This is a genomic window from Peptostreptococcus sp., from assembly GCF_977045075.1.
In genome coordinates, this window is the sequence record NZ_CDRRTB010000013.1 from 1 (window position 1) to 24,103 (window position 24,103).

Consider the following 24,103-nt stretch of genomic DNA (forward strand, 5'->3'; position numbering starts at 1 on the left):
GGAACTGTAAAGTATATGTCAGCACTTAAGCCCTTCAAAAGTGCCCTCTCCTTCCAAAAGTCATAAAACTTATACGCATCTATCGTACAATAAAGTATTCCTATCAGTAACCCAGGAACTATTAGTACAAGCATTTCATACAATGAAATTCTTTTTATTTTCCTCTTGTTTCCACCCAATGCATTAACTATACTATACATATTGTAGTTTCTGACAAAACTAACAATCAAACCAATAATAATATTTACACTTGACATCAATAGTAGAAAATATGATATTGTGACCTTTCTCATCTTAAAGCTATCCACTAGTTTATTAGCATCATTAAATGCATCAGCTTTCGTTTTAATATTTACATATAAATTATCACCATATATTTTTTCTATTTCATTTTTTACATTATTTATACCGTTCTTCTTATTCAAGGTAATATATATACTGTCTGCACCACTTCTTCCAACTAACTTTTCAAAATCCCTATCTAATAGCACTATATCAGGTATTGACTGTTCAGTATTAGAGTATATATACCATTGTTTACTTAAAAATCCTGCCACCCTAACCCTATGATTCCTATACTGCATATCTCCATTTTTATCATAATAAGGCAATGATATTTCCATAATATCTCCTCTTTTTAAATTCTTAATCACATTCTTGTTTTCATGCTGTATTATTGAATAAAACTGGTTATATACTAATACATTCGGAATATCATCCTCTAAACCTATACTTGCATTATCCTCTACAAAACTATTATCCACCAAAAACTTCTTTATAGCATTCTCATCAAAAGATAAAATATCAAAGCGTAAGCCCTTAATCTCATTATCATTTATCATATGTAGTTGCTTGTAGTCTGTAGTCAACTGATTAGTATTTAAATATTCATACCCATCGTCACTACTAACACCATAAACCTCCTTTATTCCTTCTATTGATCTTATGCTATTTAGATCATTTTTACCAAAGTAAATAAGGTTTTTATTGATATTCAAATCTCTATAGACATTAAAGTCCACTTTTTCATAAAATGCTAATTCATTATTGGTGACACTGGCTGGAACTGTATTATAATAGTTGACTAAGTACATATACCCAGAAAAGGCCAATATCACTATATTGGATACTATAAATAACTTTTCGCTTAATAGATTATTAATCAAGATTTTATGTTCTAACTTCCTCACCCTTAAGATTCTAACAAGTTTACTTGAATAATCCTGCCCCTTACTATACTGTTCAACTGGTGTCTTATACAATATTTCTTTACATGAATACAAACCGGTAGCCATATACACAATAAATAAAGGTGCTACAACCTTAGCAAATATATTTACACTAAACAATACATTTGCCTTTTTTGAATTTATCAAAGAGCCAGTAAAATCAAAGCTATTTATCAGTATTTTACTTATGAATACACTAGCCATTAAGGCCAGGCTGCACGATACTATGTATATTATTAGACTTTTTAATAACTCAATAATTATTGCTTTCTTTTTCGAACAACCTAACAAACGAAGCAAGCCTTGTCTTTTAGAAGATTCTATTGAATTTAAAATCGATATATTTAATATTATAATTGCAGCAATCAATATAGTAATTCTGTCTATATTTGTTAAAGTTGATGATGCTGTTATCTGCTGATTTAATTCATCAAACATACTATTAGGTACAATATGATCGCTGCTTGAATTAATATTATAGCTTAACTCAGCAGACTTATTGATTGGATTTACTCCAGGTTTAAATGATATTGTTCCATTATAGCTTATATATTTATTATTTATAGTATCATTTAACCCATTTTTACTGCTTATAAATATATCTTGATATTTATATAGATTTTCTACAATACTTGGATATGTATAATACCCTACAATTTTTGACTTTACATTGTAATTTATGTACTCTTTTTTGCCTTTTTCAGAATCAACTATTTTATTTCCTTTAAGTTCAAGATCATCATTTATATTAAGATTATAGTTTTCTAGAATACTTTTTTCTATTATAATTTCATCTTTATTTGTAGGGAATCTACCTTCAACTAGGCTCAAATTAAAATTATCAAAGTAATCTCTATTAAACTCTAATAGGTTTTCCGAAATTTCATTTTCTATAAATGCTTTTCCAAAGCTTTTAGTTATACTAATAGACTTTATACTATTATCGGATTTGACATAGTCTAATTGTGAATAATCTATATCAAAGAATTCGGCCTGTGCTCTTGTTGTGTTATCTTCTATAACTTTCTTCACATAATACGATTGACTATACTGAGCAGTCAAACTAGAAAAAACTATGCATATCATAAAAGATATAATCAGTATGGTAGGAAGACTGCTCTTATAATCCTTTATAATCGAGTTTAAAATCAATTTTTTCATACTAATCCCTTCTATATAAATAATTTTTTAATGTTATTACTATTTTCTTTCATCACTTATTATTTTCCCATCACTTATAGTAATAAGTCTATCTGCCTGCCTTGCTATATTTTCATCATGAGTTATCATAAGTAGGGTCTGGTTTAGGTCTTTTACAGTAGACCTAAGCAGACCCATTACCTCTTCAGTAGTCTTACTATCAAGGTTTCCTGTAGGCTCATCTGCGAATATTATAGCAGGCTTGTTGGATAGGGCCCTTGCAATTGCCACCCTTTGCTGCTGACCACCCGATAACTCATTAGGAAACTTCTTTAGCTGGTCTTCTAGTCCAACCTTTTTTACTATATCCATAATATATTCCTTGTCTTCCTTCTTTCCATCTAGCTGGATTGGTAGGATTATATTATCATAAACATTAAGGACCGGTATTAGGTTAAAGCTTTGGAATATAAATCCAAATTCTTGTCTCCTAATTTTTGACAATTCATCATCATTTAAGGCGTATATATCCCTTTGGTCAAGAAATACGCTACCCTCAGTTGGCTTGTCTAGGCCAGCCATACAATGAAGCAGGGTACTTTTTCCCGAACCACTAGTTCCTATTATGGCCGTGAATTTTCCATTTTCAATTTCTAGGCTTATACCATCAACTGCCTTCACTAGACTTTCTTTTTTTCCATAGTATTTTTTCACGTTGTCAATTTTTAAGGATTTCATATTCTCAACCTTTCATAAAATAAATTTCACTATTCACTTCTTGTATCAAGCCTTATATTCTTTGATACAGGCCTTTTATTTGAGTACATCTGCATTAGTATTGATATTATTCTTCGATAATAAGATTCCTAATACCATTGAAATAAATACTACTAAAATATATATACTCATTTCTTTAAATGGTATATTAAATATAAATAGAGCTTTACTATATATATCCATATACAATTGATTCAGTTTAGATGAATTGTTATAATAAATAAATACCGCTGATATTATATTTATTATTATTGCAACAAGAGCTATTATTAAGTTATCTAATATAATCCACTTATACTTTTCTTTTAATGTCATTCCTAATGCTCGCATTATTGCAAATTCATCTGCCCTCTTTATTATATTAGACCTTATCATAAGTATTAAATTAATCATAGTAAGTACAAGTAAAATTACTATTTGACTCAATTTTTCTTTCAAATATACATTTTCATTAACTTTATTCTTCTTAGTATAAGAATTTATATCAAACACTGTGTACCTATCACTGCTATATTTTTTGTCTAATATTTTCCTGTTTTGTTCAGAGTAGCCTTTTTCATTAATAAGGCCTATTTGGCTATACCTATTTTCCATACCTAACTTATCTATATGTTTAGATGAAATAATTACTTCTGGATTATACCCAAAGTTGCTATTTCCTTTGAATAGCCAGTCTTCATTAATCAATCCGACCACCTTTATCTTCTTATCATATCTCTTTACTTGACCATTTACTATAGAGAAAAGCTTGATTTTATAAATATTATTTAATTTGACTGGATTAGAAAAAACTTTTCTGTTTTCACCACTATTCATATCATAGTATTTGTCTGAAATTAAGGCAGGTATATAATCTCCTCTTTCATCATTGATTTTTTCTATTGAACCCTTTTCTAAATATTTATTTATTGAAGGATACATATTTTGGCTATAGGCTTTCAAGGTAATTGGCATATCTAAAGTTTCACCTGAAAAATTTTGGGCTGTATAGTAGTCCTTAGTAATTTGTCCCCTATCCAAAGATATATATGAATAAGGTATCTCTTTTTTATAATTCACCATAGTATATTTTCCAGAAATTTTGACTGAATCAAAGTCATCCTTACTAAGGCTTGAAAGTCCTATATTAGTGTCAATTAAGTTTGGTGAAAGTATCATGTCATTTATAAATAAATTATTTTGTTGCATGTCTATTACATTAAAGTTATTTGTCATTCTAAAAGTTGTTTCAAAATACATGCCACCTAAAATTGAAAACGAGATTAACACAATCAAGATGTTTGATATATTTCTCAAAAACATATTGATAAAGTTCTTGATATAAAGGTTTTTTGTGCTAATTGATATATAGGCTTTTCTCTTATAATTTTCGTTTATACACTCTAGTCCACTCTTCCTAGATCCAATAAATATTGTCGATAAGGAAGAAAGCATCACAATAAAGAATGTTATGATAAGTGGGTATATTACATCTTCAAGAGAAAAAATAAATCGAGCATTTACAAAGTTCTTAAATATATAGTTTTCAACTATTAATTTAGACAGTAGCGTGGCAGATATAATTCCCAATAAATAACCACATAGCCATATAGATGTAAATTGTATAAGGAACAATTTAATAAGATCTCTCTTGGAAGCCCCTAATATTTTTAATTCACCAATCTCTTTTATAAAAGAGGAAGTAAATATATTAAATATGTTTAATATCAAGAGTAATGATATAATTAAAACCATGAGTACTTCCTTGAAGTTAGAAAACTGCCTTGCCTCCTTGTATTCACCTCGAGCCATTGATAATTGTTCATTATACCTTAAGTTTTCATCATTAAGGCCACTCTTTTGCCTGATTTGTTCATAAATGCTTCTCTTATCGGCATTTTGAGCAAATACAAGGAAACCATCATAAGACTTAGAATTATGACTTCTTGTAAATCCTGTAAGTTTATATTCATTTTCATAGTATTTTTGATTTCTATCGATAACACCTACAAGTTTATATTTAATATTTTTTGATGAAATATCGTATTGGGAGTTTGACTTGTTTTTTACTATTTTTGAAAAATCTATTTCCTGCTTTAGTTTGAAGTTTTTATCAATTTCCTTTAAGGCCCTTTTTTCTATTGCTATTTCATTTTCATTCTGAGGTAATCTACCCTCTAACAACTTGAATCGATTTAATCTATAGTATTCGTCACTGTAGTTACATAGACTAATATCCACACCATTTTTGTATGTGATATTACCTAATTCATATGTATAGATTAGTTTTTTAACTCCATCAATATTTTCCATGTTTTTTATATTGTCTACATTAGCACCATAAAATTTAGCATCATAGCCAGCATAAAGACTATGAACTTCTAACATTTTATTATAGGTTGAATTTTTTTCCACTAATGATTTTGATGCCACGAAAGAACAGACGGATGCTATGCATATTACTAAGATGAGACTTCTTTTAAAATTCTTGATTAAGTAGTTAAGCGATAATTTAATTATCATGATATCCTCCTCAAATTTACAGGGAATGTATTGAATAACTAATTGATGACTATTTCTTTTATTATATGATATTTTTTTAATAAAGTCAAATGTTTTTAAATTTTCTGTTTATTTTTTTAAATATAGAAGAGTTATTAATATTAATTTTATTCATAATCATTTTCTGATATAGCTCTAATAAGAAAGACTCATAACTGATAGATACCAGTATATGAGTCCCTCTTTCTCTTTGATCACTTATTCAATTATTAATATTCTACCTTATACCAAAGAACCTCTTGGCATTTTCTTTAGTTACCTGACACACCTCTTCGTAGCTGATTCCCCTTTCAATGGCTATCTTCTGGGCTACATACTTGACCATGGATGGGTCATTTCTCTTGCCCCTATTAGGAACTGGAGCCATATATGGAGAGTCCGTCTCTATAAACATCCACTCCAATGGTATATTTTTAGCCACATTCACTGTCTTTCTATTGTTCTTGAAGGTAACTGTTCCAGGTATTGATATATAGCAGCCCATCTTTATATACTCCCTAGCCAGGTCTAACTCCCCACTATAGCAGTGTAGAACACAGCCTGTCTCTGGAGCCTTATACTTTTTAATTATGTCAAAAGTGTCCCCATGGGCATCCCTGTCATGGACTATAAAGGGTAGGCCTAGTTCGTTGGCCAACTGAATCTGCCTGATAAACCACTTTTTCTGTAGGTCCCTGGGCGATAGGTCGTAGTAGTAGTCCAGGCCTATCTCTCCAATGGCTACTACCTTGTCATTTTCCCTGGCCCACTTCTTTAGGGTCTCTATATCATCTTCAGTCATGTGCTCTACATCATGTGGGTGTACCCCTACTGCTGCATATATAAAGTCATGTTTTTTCGCTAGGTCTATGGCTGTCTTGGATGTCTCCATGTCTGCACCCGGATTGACAACCAGGTCCACATCATTTTCTCTTAAGTAGGCTATTAGCTGGTCCCTATCTTCATCAAACCTCTCATCATTCAGATGAGCATGTGAATCGAACAGCATTTATCTCACCTCTGCCCCATCTTTAGCACCAATAGCTTCTGGTATTACCAGGTCATCACCATCATCACCAGCTACAAGGATCATACCCTGAGATTCTACCCCTCTTAGCTTGACTGGCTTTAGGTTGCAAACTACTATTACATTTTTTCCGACCATTTCTTCTGGCTTGTACCATTCAGCTATACCTGATACTATCTGTCTCATTTCTGAACCTAGCTTGATCTGTGATACCAGTAGCTTATCTGCCTTTGGATGCTTTTCACACTTTACAATCTTACCTACTCTTAGCTCTAGCTTTTCAAAGTCTTCCATATCTATTTCTTCCTTGTGGTCTAGCTTTACTTCCTGGTCTACTATCTTTTCAGCGAATAGGTCTTCTAGGGCCTTGATTTCTTCTTCAACCTCAAGTCTTGGGAATAGAACTTCTCCCTTCTGAACCTTAGTCCCATTAGGAAGTAGGCCGAAAGTATCAGTACTTGCCCAATCATATAGGTCTTCCTTGCCTGCTATACCTAGCTGTGCGAATATCTTTCTAGCTGTATCTGGCAATAATGAAGATATAAGCGTTGATATTAGCCTAATTGATTCACATAGGTTGTATAGGACATGGTTTAACTGGTCCTTGTTTGCTTCATCTTTAGCTAGAACCCAAGGCATTGTTTCATCTATATACTTGTTAGTCCTTCTAACAAACTTCCATAGGCTTTCTAGGGCTTCATGGAACATCAATTCATTCATCTGACCTTCAAAGTCTGTCCTTACTTCCTTGTATGTATTGATTAAGTCCTGGTCAAATTCAGTGCCAGCGTCATTTACAACTAGAACACCATCATTATACTTTTCAACCATCGATACAGTCCTACTTACTAGGTTGCCAAGGTCATTAGCCAAGTCTGAATTTATTCTGTTTATAAAGTTCCTATGAGTGTAAGAACCGTCCTGACCAAACGAGAACTCTCTCAGTAGGAAGTACTTAAGGGCATCTACCCCATACCTGTCTACCATCTGGCCTGGATATACTATATTCCCCTTAGACTTTGACATCTTATCATCAGCGAACAGGATCCAACCATGTCCAAATACCCTCTTCGGTACTGGTACATCTAGGGCCATTAGTATTGCAGGCCATATAATTGTATGGAATCTCACTATTTCCTTGGCAACTAGGTGAACATCTGCTGGCCAGAACTTCTTGTAGTTTGTATCATCATCACCCTCATAACCTAGGGCTGTAATGTAGTTACAAAGGGCATCTACCCATACGTAGATTATATGCTTTTCATCGAAAGGCACCTTTATACCCCAGTCAAATGAAGTTCTAGTTACTGATAGGTCCTCTAGGCCTGGCTCTAGGAAGTTCTTAATCATTTCGTTCTTTCTGCTCTCAGGCATTACGAAGTCGGTATTTTGGAATAGGTCCAACAGCCTATCCTGGTACTTTGATAGCCTGAAGAAGTATGATTCTTCCTTCACTACCTTAGTATCTCTACCACAGTCTGGACACTTGTTGCCTTCCAGCATCTGTGACTCTGTCCAGAAGCTTTCACATGGTACGCAGTAGTGTCCCTCATATGAGCCCTTGTATATTTCTCCCTTTTCATATAGCTTGGTAAATATCTTCTGTATAGCCTTCTCATGTCTTTCTTCAGTAGTTCTTATAAAGTCATCATTTGATATTTCTAATTTTTCCCAAAGCTTCTTGATTTCGGCTATCTGCTCATCAAGGAATTCTATTTCACTCTTTCCTGCCTCATGGGCCTTCTTCTGTATTTTTTCTCCATGTTCGTCTGTACCTGTAAGGAATCTTACATCGTAGCCACAGAATCTCTTGAACCTAGATATAGCATCTGCTGCAACTGTAGTATAGGCATGACCTATGTGTAGCTTTCCACTTGGATAATATATTGGTGTTGTTACATAAAATGTTGGTTTCTTTGTCATAATTGACCTCCTCAAAGTTTAAAAGTAAATAAAAATCACCCCTATGCGATGCATAGGGGCGAATAATAGTCACGGTACCACCCTACTTACTGGCCGACAAACCTATTGGTCTGTATCTCTTTTCGGCTTCCCCTAGTGTCTCTGTGAAAGCTAGCCTGCCAGTATCTCTTAGATTTAACGCATCCATACGCAGACCCTAACTAGTCTAGCTCAGGTCTGAAGCTCCGAGTCCATATTCACTACGCTTGTATTGTTGGTTTACAGCGCCCACCAACTCTCTAAAAATACTCCTGTAGCTACTCTTCTCTTCACAGCCAAAAAATTTGATTAACTTGATTTTACATCATGGATGTAAAAAAGTCAATTATTATAGGATTGATTTTGCCTGGATTGGTGTAGATAGGATTACTGAAGTCCTTGTCCTACCAAAGTCCTTTAGGTTGTCTATCACATTTTCTAGTTCATCCATACTTTCAACAATAACCTTGATTAGGGAACTGTCATCACCTGTAATATGGTGACATTCAACTATTCTCGGGTCATTCTTTACGGCATCTATAAAGGCATCATAGGCTGTTCCTGGAAGCGATACATTAATAAAGGCCTTTATAGCCCTACCCATAGAGTCAGGATTGATGATAGCCTTATAACCTGATATAATTTTGGCCTCTTCAAGTCTCTTTACTCTTTCGGATACTGCCGGCGATGTCAAACCTACTGCTATACCTAGGTCCTTCATAGATATTCTACCATTGTCCTGAAGAATTTCTATGATTTTCGCATCAGTAGAATCCATTCTTTCTTCGTAAGATTTTTTTGTCATACTCTCCACCCACTTTACATAATGTATTATTTTATTTTTTTTGAAGCAATCATTTCTTGCTTCATTTTCCATAGACCTTCTGATAAATCCACCTTATAGATATGAGGATTTTTAATTCTCTTATGCTGGTTCCATAGACTATCCAGCTCTCTTTGTGTATATTCAGTAACCTCTTGAATTGTCTTGCCCTCTCTTACACACTTACCATCCTTGAATAGGGGTGATAAGACCTCTCTTAAGCTGAATTTTTCGAATTGCTTAGTCTTCCATGTATATACTGGGTCAAAGATTTCTAGAGTCTTTGACTCATCTATTTTTTCATCTACCAACATGATAAGGTCAGCTTCAGCCTTACCATTTTCATTGTATATCCTCACAACCTTCTTAAAGCCCGGATTATTTATTTTTTCAGGATTTTCTGAAATTTTAATCTTTGGAACCAGAAGGCCTTCAGAATTAGTTGCTGCTGCCAGCTTATATACGCCTCCCAACGAAGGGTAATCATAAGAAGTAATCAGCTTGGTTCCAACTCCCCAAGAATCTATCTTGGCCCCCTCCTGCTTTAGTGATGTAATAGTATACTCATCCAGGTCGTTTGATGCTGTTATCTTAACATTCTCAAAGCCTGCCTCATCCAGGATCCTTCTAACCTCTCTTGAAAGGTATGTCAAGTCACCTGAATCTAGTCTTACACCTAGTGGCTCATGTCCCTTTGCCCTTAGCTCATTAAATACTGTAATGGCATTTTTGATACCACTATTTAGGACATCATATGTGTCTATCAATAATAGACAACTATCTGGATATATGTCAGCATAGGCCCTAAAGGCCTCTAGCTCTGTATCAAACTTCTGTACCCAGCTGTGGGCATGTGTACCTGATACCGGAACATTAAAGAGTTTTCCCGCCAATACATTTGATGTTCCCTTGCAGCCTCCAATAATCGCCGCCTTGGCTCCATAAAGTCCTGCCTCTGGACCCTGGGCCCTTCTCAGACCGAATTCTAGGACTGGATCACCCTGGGCTGCATTGCATACCCTAGATGACTTTGTTGCTATTAAAGACATAAAATTCACAATAGAAAGCATTGCTGTTTCGATCAGCTGGGCCTGATAAAGTGGCGCCTTTACCACTAATACTGGCTCTCCAGGAAACATTACTGTACCATCCTCGACAGCATATATATCTCCTGTGAATTTAAAATCCTTCAGAAAACTCAAGAAATCTTCATCGAATAGGTTCAAACTCCTCAAATATTCTAGGTCGGAGTCTTCATAGTGGAGGTTTTCGATATATTTCACCACTTCCTCTATACCGCAGATAATTGTATATCCTCCATCGCAGACATTCTTCCTGAAAAAAATGTCAAATACCGCAGTATTGTTGTGTAGACCTTTCTTGTAGTATCCGTTCATCATGGTCAACTGATATAGGTCAGTCAACATTGTTAAGTTGTTAGTCATTTTCCTCTCCTTTTAGCCTAAAGTAGTTTATACTTTATAATCTAAAGTTCGTTTTTACATATATATTTTATCATAAATAAGATTAAAAAGCTATTTAATTTTCAATAATTTAATTTTTGGCAATTTTATCCTTATATTCATAATTTTGTTAGAATGAAAATGTATTCCTTTTTTAATAAATATTATCTGTTGATTTTTAATATAAAATAAATTTTAACTTCTGTATAGACTGTTTTTTATTAATATATATTAAAGTACCAAGCTTTTTATGCCTGGGCTTTTTTTATCAATACTGCAATATCGACACTTCCACTTCCCCTAAAGTTTAGAGGGGAACCAATGGTTCCCCTCTTAAAATATGTATTTTACTTTTGTTTAGTTACCTATTTCCCTTGTGAAAGAGAGTCAATTGTACCACTTGCTATAGTACTTTCACCACCTAGTATCACTGACTGACTTATCTTTCCATTTAACCTATCCTTAATGCTATTTGGTATACTTGTCCTATTGACAAGTAGGATAGGCATTTTTGCCCTGGCAGTGACTGCTCCTGCTGACAAGGCATCTATTGAGTTATATCCATTTGCAAACATAACCTTCTTAGTGCTTGGATATGATTCATCTGCTATGGCCAAGGCAGTCTTAAATCTATCCTGACCTGATAGTCTAGTCTTAGTCTTCGCACTTACCTGGTTTACGACAGAGTCTGAAATAGAGTTAGTGCCACCGACTACATATACCTGGTCAAGGTTCCAGGCATTAAACTTGGCCCTGGCATTTCCTTCCAGTTCTCCAGACCTAGTCATGATTACTGGCAATCCCTGGCTTGTGGCAAGTCCTGATACCGTCAAGGCATCTGCATCCTTAGAACCATTGATCAGGATGGCCTTAGATGATTTAGTTATATCCTTGACCTCTTGGGCTATCATGGCAGAAGTTTCATACCTGTTATTTCCTGCTATTCTTCTAACACTATAACCCTTCTTTCTCATATCTCCTTCTACCTTATAGCTAACTGATGAGCTACCTCCAACTATGATTATATTCTTGGCCTTTAGCCTGGATATTTCATTTAGGACGCTTTCATCCGTAGTATCTTTATTTGTCAATAATATCGGTGCCTTATGAGCATTTGCAAATGATGCTGATACTAGGGCATCTGCATTGTTTTTTCCGCTTGCCAGTATTACAGTATCTGCTGAGCTGAAGTATTTTTGGCTAATTTTGGCTGAAGTTTCATACCTGTTGCTACCTGCAAGTCTTTCAGTGTTTTTACCATTAAGGTCTTCATTGTCTGCATCAAAATTTATACCATCTTGGTCACTGATATCTTTAGCATTCGACCAGTCAAATTCTAACATCGCATTCTGTGCACCTGAGCCCTTAACTATTTTATCATAACTACTTGCATTGCTTTGTATAGAGTCCATAGCATCCACATAAACCTTTATATATATTTTACTTTCTTTAGTAGTTGGTCTGTTAAAGGCTATTATTCTTGGGAAATATCTATCCTTTCCATCCATAGCCCTGTCAAGATATGTTTTGTAAACTTTAGCCATTTCTGGTTCAGACGACATTGAAGATCCCGGATATATTAACATATCAGTTAAATGTCCATATTTGTTCATGAGAGAAATACCCTTCATTCCCAGGTATATAGTTGACTTACCATCCTTGGTATATACTATCGCTTCCCTATCTATAGCTTTGTCTCCCATAGATACTTCTTTTTGATTATAAGCTTGGATCATCTTAACTGGCACCCTATATTTTTTAACTTGTTTTTTCTTATCTTCTCCATTATTATCTGAATCACCAGTCTTGTCCTTAGACTTATCACCTATAAGGTTATCACCTCCATTATTAGGATTTTGGTCTTTCTTAATATTTGCTATAGAAAACCTCAATACTTCTCTAGCAGTTAGATAATGTAATTCTGTAGACTTAGGATCATCTATAGCTTTTTTTGCAGAAGATATCGCAGCCTCTACCAAAGACTTTGAATTTCCTGTAACTACACCCGATTTTAGAATTGATTCAGCCAATTCTATATCTTTAATTAAAAGCTCTTTTATTTCCTTGCTTATCTTAGGATTTTCATTTGGTTTTGGCTCATTATTACCTATAGATGAAATATCAAATACCAATCTTGCTGCCTGTGAACCCTTCCATTTATCAACATTAGCTTCATATGGATTTCCACCCGTTGCTATCATACACATTGCATCAACTGCTACTTTTACATTTAAAGTATCTACCAATTTATCACTAACAAACTTATACTCATATGGGAATTCTCTTTCATTAGAGTATATATCCTTATCCTTGGCCATTCTTGATGGTGAAATTTCTTCACTTAAGTTTGAATCAAAACCATCCATATACTTTTTCATTCCGAACAAGTGACCATAGAATGTTCCTGTTCCAAAATTTCTATGTATCCCCTTAAAATTAACAGTATATGTGTATTTACCATCCTTATTTTTGCTTATCTTGGCTGTCGGTATAGTAGCCAATGAACCCATTGAAGGTCTGTCCTCATGAGCCATCTTCATTTCAACGGGTACAGTCCATGTGTCCTTATCAACATCAGGATTAGGAGTTGGAACTTCAGGGTCATCATTATTTACTGATTTGATTTGTCCATAGTCCAATACTAAAACTCCATACTTAAATACATCATCATCAGGTCCATTTCCAAAAAGTCCATTCATAACATCTACAGATATACCAATATATCTTTTAGGATTTTCTTTTTCCTTGTTAAGAGGTATTGAAACTTTAGTAACATAATCTCTCTTTTTGCCATCAAATCCTAGTAAATTTTCTTTCTTAATAACATTTACCTGTTTAGGTTCTCCTAAATCACTTTCTTTCTTTAGACCTCCTGTAGGATCATAGTTATCTGGCTCAAAATAATTTAGTTTAATAACCCTTCCCTCTAAGCTAGACATATTTACACTTTTTACATCAAATTCGATATTTTGAATTCCATTTTTTATAGTTAATTTTGCCATTCCTTCAATCGCATTATTTCCCATAGATATTTCATTAACGGAGCCAAACATCCTCATTTGAATTGGAATTTCATATATACCATCACTTAGCTTAGGTTGTTTTTTAAATCCATCATATATCATTTCTAGTGAAGATATAGCTTTTCTAATATTTGTACTTGCCTCTTCTTTTTCTTTATCACTCATAGAAGATTTATTTTTTTCAATAGATTCTACTAGTTTATCTAATTTACTCAAACTATCTTCTGTCTTAAGAATTCTAGTTAATTTATTTTTAGAATCAGCAATAGCTTTTTCAAGTTCATAGTCTTTCTGGTTCTTATTTGCCATCTGCAATTCAAGAATTTGCATTTTTAGTTTATTCAATGATTCTAAAACTTTTTCTTTTGCTGTATTATCATTGAAGCTTTCATATACTTTTTTAGAGCTATCCAAAAGCTCATTTAACTTTTGACTTTCATAGTTTTCTTTGCTGCCACTGAGTTTATCCAATATGTCTTTATATTGTTTTTTTAGTTCACCAACATTATCATTAGTAGTTTTCTCAACTAGTAATATATTCCCCTTATAGTCATTAATATCAAATATTAAGTCGACCTTGTTGCCTGATTTTGAAAATACTCCGTCTTTTTCACACTTTTCAATTTTACTAATTTTCCCATCATCAGAAACCCTATATAGGTCAATCTTGTCATTATTTAAGTCAAGAGGGTATAGATTTTTACCTTTATTCAATCTAAGTTGAATAATCCAATTGTAGTGACCTGGTCGTTTTTTATCATTAAATTTTTCACTTAACCACTGACCATCTTCAATTTTAGCTGGCTCACCATTAGGGTCTGTAATTTTATAATTTAAAAGGGCAAAATTATTTAATCCACTAGCAATAGCTCCCTTTTTGACCTTTTCATAAAATTCTCCAGAATTTATCCTATTTATATCTAATTTAGAATCATTGTAAACTCCAAATTCCATGAATTCTAAATCTGGATTTCCTAGATAAGACTCATGTACTTCACCTTCAAAGTATGTTGCCTTCTTTACAAGTCCATCATTATATAATCTTCCAATTTTACAATTGTATGTCAGCGTTTCTGATGGTTCCATACCTTTTTGGAAGGCCTTAACCTTAAGTACAACTGTCCCCCCGCTGTAAACGGCACTTGGTAATTCTTGCAAAGGTCTATTTTTACTTCCATATTCCTTCATTTGGTCAAACCTAACCCCAAAGATGCCCGTTTTTTCTTCCCTCATCGATTCTGATTTCTCTGTCGGTTCACTTCCATCCAAAGTAAATTTCAAGTCTATCCTATTATCCACAAATACGTCTTTAGCATAAAAAGTGAAACTTAAACCACTAGCCATTTTATTTTTATGTGTGATTGTCTCATCAAAATAATTTACTGAAATCTTGTAACTATTAGAAGAGAATTGAAATAAAGCTGGTTTTTCAACTTTATTTGATACTTCTTTTTCAGTCTTATATGTCTTAAATCCATCAACAAGTTCTTTCTTGTTCTTATATGTCATAACAGGGAATACATACTTGCTTTCATCCAGTTTAGTCAGAATATTACTTATATTATTAAATACATCACTGTTGATTTTCTTTACATCACTCTTTTTTACTGATACTATTCCATCAACTGTAGATAAATTATAGGTATCAGAAGTAGACTTCTTTTCACTATTGGCTATGGCACCTAAAAGCTCAATAAAGTCACTAGAATTATCAGATATTGCATCTAAATAATTGTCATCAAATTTATTGAGTATATCCTCTATTTTTAATGTAGATCCTTTTACATCTATACTTTCTGGGTATGATTTTTTATCTAAGGAAACACCATCAAAATTATCATCCTTACCCTTTATTAACTTTACATAACTACTAGCAATCTCTTCAACATTATCACTTGTAGGAATATTAATCCTTTCTCCATCGGTTAATATAATTGACTTATTTTTTCCCTTTTCACTATCTGATATAATCTGCAAATAGGCTAACTTCATATCATTAGTTAAGGTCATGAAACCTTCATCATTTAAAATCCTAATTACATCATCCAGTATTGATATATCTTCACCAAATAACAAATACTTATTATATTTTTCTTTATTTAATCCAATTTCTTTGACCTGATTTAGAAGAGTTTCTTTATCTTTTTCATCATTGATATTGTCAACCCTTACCTTATTACCATTAGACAAGTATACATACTTGCCCTCTTCATTATTTTCACCTGTTTCACCACTAGGTTTATCTTCAATGTTCAATTTTTCCAAAAGTTCCTCTATTTTTGGTACATCAAATTTCAGTTTATTGTCTCCGAAATTTTCTAGATCAAAGGTATACTTACTATATACATTTTCATCAGTTTCACCACCCCTAAAATGATGTGTTGTTAATATACTTTTAATATATATCGGTTTATTTAATTCATCTGTTGTTAAAGTTAACTCTTTTAGTTCTTGCTTCCATTGTCCAGACTCACTAACACTATTTTCCAAAGGTTGGATACTTCTTATAACCTTGCCATCAATAAGCTTTCCATCACTTTCTTTTAGGTATTGAAAACCACTTTGAGAATATTTTTCCCATTCATTATTACGAAAATTCAATTCCATCCTATAAACTGCTACTGGTAGCTTTACAATATATTTATCATTGACCTTCTTTACTTTAGCTGTTAAGTGATAGATTCCATTTGAGTACATCTCATTATTACTATATTCTGGAGTTGCATCAAATTTTTCTAATTTACCAACCGGTAACTCATCATCTTCACTCATTTTAGATTTTTTTATCATTCCTATCTCATAATCTATATTTTCTTTTAGGTTTACTTGATTTATATGTGAATTACTAGCATCAGCAAAACTAATAGATGAATATCCCACTAAACTAGTGGTCATCATTGCTAATGCTAAGGTAATAGAAATGACTTTTTTCTTAATTTTAACAATCATTTTATATCTCCAATTCCATTGATTTAATATGAGCTTTTCTATATATTAAAAAAGTGGTGAAACGATTCATTAATATACTAAAAAATATAATTATTTATTCCTATTTTTTTGTTAACTTAACATAACAAGTAACATCTTTATGTGCCAAACCACCTGCAAGTTCCATTTTGCAAGAAATATTCTTAGTAAGGTAAGCTCCCTTTTGTTCTAAATTTATATTAGAAAAAGAAAAGTCCGGTCCACTTGTATTTTCAGCCTTATCTATAGTCATTTCAACTATTTTACCTTTTACAAGCATAAATGTCATGCCTTTAGTGTGAAATACAACATTATATCTATCTTCTCCAACCTTTGTAACTGTAGCTGATTTAAAAGCGTTGTCTACCTTTCCCTTCATTGGCTGTGTAGTCATATCTTTATTATGATAAACGTTAACAGTATATTCACCATCACCAGCATATGTTGTTTCTGCACTAGCATTACCAACAAATGTAACTGTCAATCCTAATAATAAAACAAAAGCCATTACAACTTTCACTAACTTCTTAATATTTGTCATTTCTTTCCTCCTTAATAACTTAATTTTTATCGAATCGTTTTCACCACTATGAGAATTATTTATTGTGCATTTATGCAACAACTGATAAGTATTGAACATACAATTGGTATAAATAAGATTTATACTAACCAATGATATTCAATACCATTCTCTTAACTAGTATATCATATATTTATCGAAAATAAAATTCATTATTTTTAGTTATTTTTTAACTATATTTAGGTTTTTTAAAATCATTGACGCTTAAATCCATTTATAATGCATACCGCCTATAAATTTGAAACCCTACTAAATAGTGTCACCAATATCTTCCCCTGTCTTATATTAATATAAACAAAATTTACTTAAGTGAATCTATCAAACTAGTTTTAGTAAAGTATAGGGGTATAAAAAAGAGGCCTTGCCTTGGCTAATCGCTCTTGGGCAAAACCTCGTCTATTCTCTTATCACTTAAAACCACTTATACTTATAAGTCTAGAACTTCCTTGTATACTATATCCTTTTTTAACTTCCTATCCTTAGCTACCCTTTTGATAGCATCTTTTTTTGATAGGCCTTCTTCCATTAGTTTGATGACATAGGCCCTCTCATCTAAATTCTCATAGCTATCCTGATTATCAGGTCTTGTTTCATTTGACCCTTCAATTATAAGTATGTACTCTCCCCTTGGGTCATTATCCTCATAGTAGGCCCTTACCTGACTTATCTTTGACCTCATATATTCCTCATGTTTCTTGGTTAACTCCCTGCATACGGCTATCTTTCTATCACCCAGGATTTCCTCCATGAGTTTTAGACTTTCTTTTAACCTGTGTGGAGACTCGTATATAATCAGGGTCCTCTCTTCGTACCTTATTTCTTCTAGTCTTCTTTTCTTGCTCTTTTTATCCCTATCCAGGAAACCCTCAAAAGCAAATTTCCAGTTCGGCAGGCCTGATCCAACCAGGGCAATTACAAAGGCCGATGCCCCAGGTAGTACCTCTATGTCTATACCATGGTCTATACAAAGGGTTACCAGGTCCTGGCCAGGATCTGAAATGCCTGGCATACCTGCATCACTTACCAGGGCTATATTTATCCCCTCTAGTAGCTTATCTATGAGTATGGGTCCCTTGATCAGCTTGTTGTGTTCATGGTAGCTGGTAAGGGGTTTATTTATTTCAAAATGATTCAATAACTTTATAGTGTGTCTGGTATCCTCTGCGGCTATTAGGTCGACCTCATTTAGGACCCTCAAGGTCCTATAGGTGATATCCTCTAAGTTGCCTATTGGTGTAGGACACACATATAGCTTACCCGCCATATCATATTTCCTTTCATTTAAGCCTGGCCAATAAAGACCGGACCTTTAAATTTCTACACTTTGATTAGAATATATTGTTTTCACCTCATCAGTATAGGTTCCATCTTCATTATATACATACAGGGGGCTTAATACCCTTATCTCCGGCTTGGCACTCTTTACATACTCTATAAGGACCATCTTTGGTGCAGAAGCCACCCTAGAGTGGACAAACCTGATCTGCTTGGCTTCTAACTTGTAATTTCTAGCTATGGCCAGCATATCTACCAACCTGTTAGGCCTGTTGACCATAAAAAACTTACCATTTGGCTTGACTAGGTCAGAGGCCACCCTTATTACATCCTCTATATCACATTTTAAACCATGTCTGGATATGGCCTTTTTGTCATTTTCATTTATTAGCCCGTTAGAATGCATATAGGGTGGATTAGATACCACTAGGTCCATCTGACCCTTTCCCAAAACTCCTACTGCATCCTTCATATCCATATTTAGGATTTCTATCCTGTCTTCTAACTGGTTTAATTTAACAGACCTGGAAGCCATTTCTGCAACTTCATCTTGGATTTCAATCCCTATAATCTTACTGGCTGATGACTTGCCTGCCAGCAGGATAGGTATTATACCTGTTCCTGTTCCTAGGTCCACTAGCTTGGCATTTTTCTTAACCCTGGTGAAATTGGCCAGGAGGACCGCATCTATCCCAAAACAAAAGCCCTTGCTATTCTGTATTATTCTTAGCCCTTTGAACTGGAGGTCATCTATCCTCTCATTTTCCAACAAATTTATTTCCATTGTATTGTTCACTTTCAAGCCTACTTTTCTCTTTCAAGTTTTTTCAATTCTGCCAAGGCTTCCTTGTCCAACTTTTCCTGGTTAGCTTGTTGGATATTGTCCTTCTTTGATGCCTTGATAACCTTATAGTCACCCTCAGCCAATACTCCTACAGTCTTGTCTTCAAACTCAACCTTTATATTCTCTAAAAGGTGGTTGACCTCTATAACCTTACCCTTCTTTTCAGTGAATAGGTCCTTTACCAACCAGCCTATTGATGGCATTTTTTTGACTGCATCTGCATATCCCTGGGCTTCATACTTTAGGCAACAGAATAGCCTGCCACATACACCTGATATCTTGGCAGGATTTAGGGACAAGCCCTGGTCCTTGGCCATCTTTATAGATACAGGCATAAATTCTCCTATCCATGTAGAACAACATAAGGGCCTACCACATGGACCTATGGCGTTTAATATCTTGGCCTCGTCCCTAACCCCTATCTGCCTTAATTCAATCCTTGTCTTGAATATAGCAGCTAGATCCTTTACTAATTCTCTAAAGTCTATCCTTCCATCTGCAGTGAAATAGAAGATCAATTTATTCCTGTCAAATGTGTACTCACAGTCAATCAGGTACATTTCTAGCTTATGGTCCTTGATCTTTTCATCACATATATCGAAGGCTTCCTTTGTCTTAACCTTATTTTCTAGGTAGGTTTCTGAATCATCATCACTTGCAACCCTAATTATTGGCTTTAGGGGGCTTATAAGGTCTTCTTCCTTTACCAGTTTTGGACTGATTACTATCATACCATATTCTAGACCCCTTGCCGTCTCGACAATTACATCGTTACCTATATCCAATTTCAAGTCTCCTGGGTCAAAGTAGTATATCTTCCCAGCAGGCTTGAATCTTACTCCTACTATTTTTACCATTAATTTATCACCTCATATATATTTAAAGCCATGGCCTCAATTGTCGTCACAAAGTGACAGTTTGCTGTCAGCTTTGTCTGACCTTCATCCAAAAGGTCCATTATCTGTCCTAATTTCGATATGCTGAGCCCCCTGGCTAATCTTCTTAATAAGTCTAACCTATCATAATTTATAATCAAACCAGGGTCTATCCCCTCTTTCAAGAGTACAATATCCCTTATATAATACCTAAATAAGTCTATCAGGTTTGCATAGTCCTTGGCATAGGCCTTGAAGTTTTCTCCCATCCTGGCCAATTCATACTTGTTTTTATCTATAAATATAATTTCCAAATATGACTCCAAATCCTGCCTCATCAACTTGAGATCTTGACTTTCACATATATCAAGAGCCCTACTTGCACTTCCCCTTGAAAATATACTTGCAACCTGGGCCTGGTCATCATCTATACCCTTTTCGGACAAGATAGCCCTTATATCTCTGTTAGTTAGGGGGGCAAACTTGATTTCAAGACACCTGGACCTAATAGTATCCAATAGGGCCTGGTCATTTCTCGTTACAAGTATTATTATACCATAAGCTGATGGTTCTTCTAAAGTCTTTAAAAGTGCATTTTGGGCCTGAATAGTCATTTTATCCGCATCATCTATGATAAATATCTTGTAGTCACCGTAAGGCTTGATACTCATATCTCCTATCATGTCCCTAATCTGGTCTATTTTTATACTATTTTCACCCTTCTTTACCCCTATGCACTTATAGTCTGGGCTATTTTCCAGCCTAAGTCCTAGGAGGCTTTCAGCAAAGTCTTCTGCTACCATCTTCTTGCCAACGCCTTCAGGACCAGTTAATAAGTATGCATTTGTAATATTTCCTGTCTCTATTGCCCTTTTTAATTTGGACTTTACAGACACCTGTCCTAGAATCCTTTCAAACATTGGCTACACCATCCTTATAGGCCTCTCTTCTTAGACTCTATAGCAGAGATAACCCTTGAATATATTTCTTCATGAATTTGGTCTACAGACCTCATATTCCTATCTTGGTCAAGGCAATTCACTATGTGCCACTGGTACTTGTCTGCCACAAATTTTGAATTTTCATATGTCTTTACCAAGTAGCCCTTGTCGCTCTCGTGGATATCCTTCTCACTTTCATTAGTGAACTTGTTCTTCCTATCCCTAATTAGGTCCTGGCTAACATCCACTGGAACATCCAAAAAATATACCTCTCTTGGCCTTGGTAATTTATACAGGCCATATTCATACTGGTCTAGCCAGTCTAAGAAGTTGGCCCTTTCACCTATATCATCCATCTTAGAAGCCTGGTGGACCATATTGGAAGTTGTATACCTGTCAGCAATGACAATTCCTCCCTCTCTATAGAAGTCCTCCCATTCAGTCTTGTAGGATGCATACCTATCTGCTGCATAAAAAGTTGATGCTATATAGGCATCTACATCGTCTGCCTTCTTGCCAAAATCTCCCCTTAGATACATCTTGACCAGGGCTGACGAATCAGATTCGTAGTTAGGGTAGGATACCTTGATTACCTTGTAGCCATCGGCCTTGAGTCTATCGTATAATAACTTGGTCTGGGTTGCCTTTCCAGACCCATCTGTCCCACTCTCTATTACAAAAATACTTCCCTGCATTTCTTCTCCTCACTTTATAACCTTTATTGTTTCTAAACTATGGCTTTCCATACCATTAATATCTATATTTATGTCCCTAGCCCTGACCAAAAAGTCTATCAGATCCTGGTCTACAAGCTCTCCAGGTGCCAAGATTGCTACACCTGGTGGGTAGGGAATTACAAATTCACCACTAATCCTTCCTAGGGATTCCTCTATCCTTATGTCCTCCTTGTCAGCATCAAAGGCCTGACTCAAGTCCATGCCCCTTTCTGGAATAGCGACCGGCAGATCAAGGCTTATTGGCCTACTCCTGTATATAGACCCTATGCTTTGGAACCTTTCTTGTCTAGCATGTTCACTGATATCCTCCTTGAAATCAGCCAAGACACTAAAGAGCTTTCTATCTAGTATATCCTTCATTGCGACCAGTGTCTTGTCAAAATCAGACTTGGTATTTGCAATGGTAGCCAAAAAAAGGACCCCACTGTAGTTGGATAGCTCCACCTGTATATTATACCTGTGTCTTAGTACTTTTGCAAAGTCATAACCGTTAATTCCCTTTTCAATAGTATTGACAAATATCTTACTAGGATCGCTTGTAGTAAATACTTTATAGTCCTTCAAGCCACGCTTAAACCTATATATATTATTCATAAGGTTTTGCATCAAAACCCTACCACTCTTTTCATATATGTCATAGCATACTTCTATGCTCATCAACATCACATAAGATGGACTAGAAGTCTCCACCATAGATAGGACGCTTGTTAGTCTGGCAGTATCCAAAGCTTGTTTCCTATATATCAATATAGAGCTTTGAGTAAGACTAGGTAGGGTCTTATGGACACTCTGGATAACCATGTCTGCCCCACTGTATATGGCAGATTTTGGCAATAAGTGGCTAAGTCCAAAATGAGCCCCATGAGCCTCATCAACTATTACTAGCATCTGATACTCATGGGCAAGCTCTACTACCTGATCAATATCCTGACTCATACCATAATAGCTAGGCCTAGTTATAAATACAGCACTAGCCTGGGGGTTAGACCTAATGGCATCTAGATAGTCTTCTGGCCTGGCCCCCATAAGTATATTATTTTCCTTATCTATTTCCTCTTTAACAAAAATAGGCTTTACCCTAGCTAGTATACAGGCATTATAGGCAGACTGGTGACAGCCCCTATTCATAATTATAGATGACCCTGACTTACAGGCAGTCATTATTGCAGCCTCAATACCACAGGTACTACCATTAACAAGATAAAGAAGGTCTAAGGCCTCCCTATCTACTGGGTCCATATCAGCTAAAAGTATCCTCTTTGTATTGTCCTGAGACTTCCTTATTACGCCCTGTGCATTGTGGAGGTTGTCAGTTCCCAAAATTTCAGTAGTATCTAATTTGTATAATTTATCCATATACTTATCATAGCCAAGCTTCTCATAAATTTTACCATACTTGTGACCAGGCATATGAAAGGAAGTCAATTCTGACTTATATATATAGGATAATTTCTTATAGATAGGCATATCCATAAAAGCTACCTCCAAAGTCTTAACTTATTAAAAATGCTGTCTGTCTATTCGTTCTTTTAAAAACATTTATCCCTTGCTATATCTCATATAAAGCATTAGATATTTATTGTATTAATAAACGTTTCTACTAACTATTATAGCCTTAAATTCGCCTCTTTGTATACAGGTAATTTATTACTTACTACATCTTCATATTAATAGGACAATATTGTAGACAAGTATAACCTTGTATACAGGTAATTTATAATGTACTATATGCGACTTTGACTCACCACTTGTATTTTTAATATTTATTAAAATATGTGACTTTGACTCACTACTTGTATTTTTAATATTTATTAAAAAAAGACTCTAGTAAAAACTAGAGCCTAGTCACATGGCTACGTCCTATTCTCCCAGGCAGCTTCCCACCAAGTACCTTCAGCGCTAAGGAGCTTAACTTCTGTGTTCGGAATGGGAACAGGTGTA

Annotated in this window: 15 protein-coding genes, 1 rRNA gene and 1 other annotated feature; all 16 genes read right to left on the minus strand. The window is 34.6% G+C overall.

The annotated features are described in order from the left end of the window. Positions 1-2,390: ABC transporter permease (locus tag ACW6OJ_RS02295; RefSeq protein WP_456095682.1), on the minus strand; the 2,390-nt coding region annotated here is incomplete at its 3' end. Between the two features lie 39 nt (positions 2,391-2,429). Beyond that, on the minus strand, positions 2,430-3,107 hold the full coding sequence (locus tag ACW6OJ_RS02300; protein ID WP_456095683.1) for an ABC transporter ATP-binding protein: 678 nt from the start codon (positions 3,105-3,107) through the stop codon (positions 2,430-2,432). 75 nt (positions 3,108-3,182) lie between these two features. After that, on the minus strand, positions 3,183-5,648 hold the full coding sequence (locus ACW6OJ_RS02305) for an FtsX-like permease family protein (RefSeq protein ID WP_456095684.1): 2,466 nt from the start codon (positions 5,646-5,648) through the stop codon (positions 3,183-3,185). Positions 5,649-5,904: 256 nt separating this feature from the next. Continuing rightward, positions 5,905-6,675 (minus strand): TatD family hydrolase, encoded by a 771-nt coding sequence (locus tag ACW6OJ_RS02310; protein ID WP_456095685.1) that lies wholly within the window; start codon positions 6,673-6,675, stop codon positions 5,905-5,907. After that, positions 6,676-8,616, minus strand: a complete 1,941-nt coding sequence (gene metG / locus ACW6OJ_RS02315; protein ID WP_456095686.1) for a methionine--tRNA ligase — start codon at positions 8,614-8,616, stop codon at positions 6,676-6,678. 51 nt (positions 8,617-8,667) lie between these two features. After that, positions 8,668-8,937: a binding site (T-box leader), on the minus strand. A 46-nt stretch (positions 8,938-8,983) separates the two neighbouring features. After that, on the minus strand, positions 8,984-9,412 hold the full coding sequence (locus ACW6OJ_RS02320) for an Lrp/AsnC family transcriptional regulator (protein WP_308593865.1): 429 nt from the start codon (positions 9,410-9,412) through the stop codon (positions 8,984-8,986). 53 nt (positions 9,413-9,465) lie between these two features. Continuing rightward, positions 9,466-10,902, minus strand: a complete 1,437-nt coding sequence (locus tag ACW6OJ_RS02325) for a nicotinate phosphoribosyltransferase (protein ID WP_293698237.1) — start codon at positions 10,900-10,902, stop codon at positions 9,466-9,468. 383 nt (positions 10,903-11,285) lie between these two features. After that, positions 11,286-16,892, minus strand: coding sequence for a cell wall-binding repeat-containing protein (locus ACW6OJ_RS02330; RefSeq protein ID WP_456095687.1), 5,607 nt, complete (start codon positions 16,890-16,892; stop codon positions 11,286-11,288). A 100-nt stretch (positions 16,893-16,992) separates the two neighbouring features. Further along, positions 16,993-17,451 (minus strand): hypothetical protein, encoded by a 459-nt coding sequence (locus ACW6OJ_RS02335; protein WP_456095688.1) that lies wholly within the window; start codon positions 17,449-17,451, stop codon positions 16,993-16,995. A 466-nt stretch (positions 17,452-17,917) separates the two neighbouring features. Next, on the minus strand, positions 17,918-18,754 hold the full coding sequence (gene rsmI / locus ACW6OJ_RS02340; protein ID WP_456095689.1) for a 16S rRNA (cytidine(1402)-2'-O)-methyltransferase: 837 nt from the start codon (positions 18,752-18,754) through the stop codon (positions 17,918-17,920). 45 nt (positions 18,755-18,799) lie between these two features. Further along, positions 18,800-19,549, minus strand: a complete 750-nt coding sequence (locus tag ACW6OJ_RS02345; RefSeq protein WP_456095693.1) for a tRNA1(Val) (adenine(37)-N6)-methyltransferase — start codon at positions 19,547-19,549, stop codon at positions 18,800-18,802. Between the two features lie 20 nt (positions 19,550-19,569). Next, complete coding sequence (locus ACW6OJ_RS02350; RefSeq protein WP_455105375.1) at positions 19,570-20,466, minus strand: PSP1 domain-containing protein; 897 nt, start codon at positions 20,464-20,466, stop codon at positions 19,570-19,572. Continuing rightward, entirely contained in the window at positions 20,466-21,404 is a 939-nt protein-coding gene (locus tag ACW6OJ_RS02355) for a DNA polymerase III subunit (protein WP_456095690.1), read from the minus strand. Before ACW6OJ_RS02355 ends, ACW6OJ_RS02350 begins: the two co-directional genes overlap by 1 nt. 14 nt (positions 21,405-21,418) lie before the next feature. After that, positions 21,419-22,120, minus strand: a complete 702-nt coding sequence (locus ACW6OJ_RS02360) for a dTMP kinase (protein WP_456095691.1) — start codon at positions 22,118-22,120, stop codon at positions 21,419-21,421. Positions 22,121-22,129: 9 nt separating this feature from the next. Then, on the minus strand, positions 22,130-23,635 hold the full coding sequence (locus tag ACW6OJ_RS02365; RefSeq protein WP_456095692.1) for an aminotransferase class I/II-fold pyridoxal phosphate-dependent enzyme: 1,506 nt from the start codon (positions 23,633-23,635) through the stop codon (positions 22,130-22,132). A gap of 374 nt (positions 23,636-24,009) precedes the next feature. Beyond that, positions 24,010-24,103 (minus strand): 5S ribosomal RNA (rrf, locus tag ACW6OJ_RS02370); the annotation flags it as partial.

What these genes read in the sequence shown, in the direction of transcription:
- rsmI (WP_456095689.1), bottom strand. Translation starts at nt 18,754, where the DNA reads ATGGCGGGTAAGCTATATGTGTGTCCTACACCAATAGGCAACTTAGAG.
- metG (WP_456095686.1), bottom strand. Translation starts at nt 8,616, where the DNA reads ATGACAAAGAAACCAACATTTTATGTAACAACACCAATATATTATCCA.
- ACW6OJ_RS02300 (WP_456095683.1), bottom strand. Translation starts at nt 3,107, where the DNA reads ATGAAATCCTTAAAAATTGACAACGTGAAAAAATACTATGGAAAAAAA.
- ACW6OJ_RS02305 (WP_456095684.1), bottom strand. Translation starts at nt 5,648, where the DNA reads ATGATAATTAAATTATCGCTTAACTACTTAATCAAGAATTTTAAAAGA.
- ACW6OJ_RS02310 (WP_456095685.1), bottom strand. Translation starts at nt 6,675, where the DNA reads ATGCTGTTCGATTCACATGCTCATCTGAATGATGAGAGGTTTGATGAA.
- ACW6OJ_RS02320 (WP_308593865.1), bottom strand. Translation starts at nt 9,412, where the DNA reads ATGGATTCTACTGATGCGAAAATCATAGAAATTCTTCAGGACAATGGT.
- ACW6OJ_RS02355 (WP_456095690.1), bottom strand. Translation starts at nt 21,404, where the DNA reads ATGTTTGAAAGGATTCTAGGACAGGTGTCTGTAAAGTCCAAATTAAAA.
- ACW6OJ_RS02365 (WP_456095692.1), bottom strand. Translation starts at nt 23,635, where the DNA reads ATGGATATGCCTATCTATAAGAAATTATCCTATATATATAAGTCAGAA.
- ACW6OJ_RS02325 (WP_293698237.1), bottom strand. Translation starts at nt 10,902, where the DNA reads ATGACTAACAACTTAACAATGTTGACTGACCTATATCAGTTGACCATG.
- ACW6OJ_RS02350 (WP_455105375.1), bottom strand. Translation starts at nt 20,466, where the DNA reads ATGGTAAAAATAGTAGGAGTAAGATTCAAGCCTGCTGGGAAGATATAC.
- ACW6OJ_RS02345 (WP_456095693.1), bottom strand. Translation starts at nt 19,549, where the DNA reads ATGGAAATAAATTTGTTGGAAAATGAGAGGATAGATGACCTCCAGTTC.
- ACW6OJ_RS02330 (WP_456095687.1), bottom strand. Translation starts at nt 16,892, where the DNA reads ATGATTGTTAAAATTAAGAAAAAAGTCATTTCTATTACCTTAGCATTA.
- ACW6OJ_RS02360 (WP_456095691.1), bottom strand. Translation starts at nt 22,120, where the DNA reads ATGCAGGGAAGTATTTTTGTAATAGAGAGTGGGACAGATGGGTCTGGA.
- ACW6OJ_RS02335 (WP_456095688.1), bottom strand. Translation starts at nt 17,451, where the DNA reads ATGACAAATATTAAGAAGTTAGTGAAAGTTGTAATGGCTTTTGTTTTA.